Raw genomic sequence first — 719 nt, forward strand, 5'->3', positions numbered from 1 at the left:
ACCCCTACCCACAGCTCATCCCCTCAGTTTTCAACCTAAGTGGGTTCGGGCCTCCACGACGTCTTACCGTCGCTTCACCCTGGCCATGGGTAGATCACTCCGCTTCGGGTCCATGACATGCGACTCTAACGCCCTATTCGGACTCGCTTTCGCTACGGCTCCCCCACACGGGTTAACCTCGCCACACACCGATGACTCGCAGGCTCATTCTTCAAAAGGCACGCCATCACCCCACAAAGAGGGCTCTGACGGATTGTAAGCGTCCGGTTTCAGGTACTATTTCACTCCCCTCCCGGGGTACTTTTCACCTTTCCCTCACGGTACTAGTCCGCTATCGGTCACCAGGGAGTATTCAGGCTTACCGGGTGGTCCCGGCAGATTCACAGCAGATTTCACGGGCCCGCTGCTACTCGGGTATCTGTGACAACAGCCGTCATGTTTTCGCTTACCGGACTCTCACCGTCTACGGTTGGCCATCCCAGACCAATTCAGCTAACACGAACTTTTCTGACTGTCGCCCAGCTCGGCAGAACTGAGAAGAAAGACCCCACGACCCCGGCCATGCAACGACTGCCGTCTATCACACATAACCGGTTTAGCCTCATCCGCTTTCGCTCGCCACTACTCACGGAATCACAATTGTTTTCTCTTCCTGTGGGTACTGAGATGTTTCACTTCCCCACGTTCCCTCCACACCGTCTATATATTCAACGGCGGGT

The 719-nt window shown here is 55.5% G+C and carries 1 rRNA gene; it reads right to left on the reverse strand.

The features are described 5' to 3' along the window. Positions 1-719: ribosomal RNA gene (locus IU476_RS35655) — 23S ribosomal RNA — on the reverse strand; the annotation flags it as partial.

The organism is Nocardia blacklockiae (assembly GCF_015477355.1).
In the GTDB taxonomy this organism is placed as follows: domain Bacteria; phylum Actinomycetota; class Actinomycetes; order Mycobacteriales; family Mycobacteriaceae; genus Nocardia; species Nocardia blacklockiae.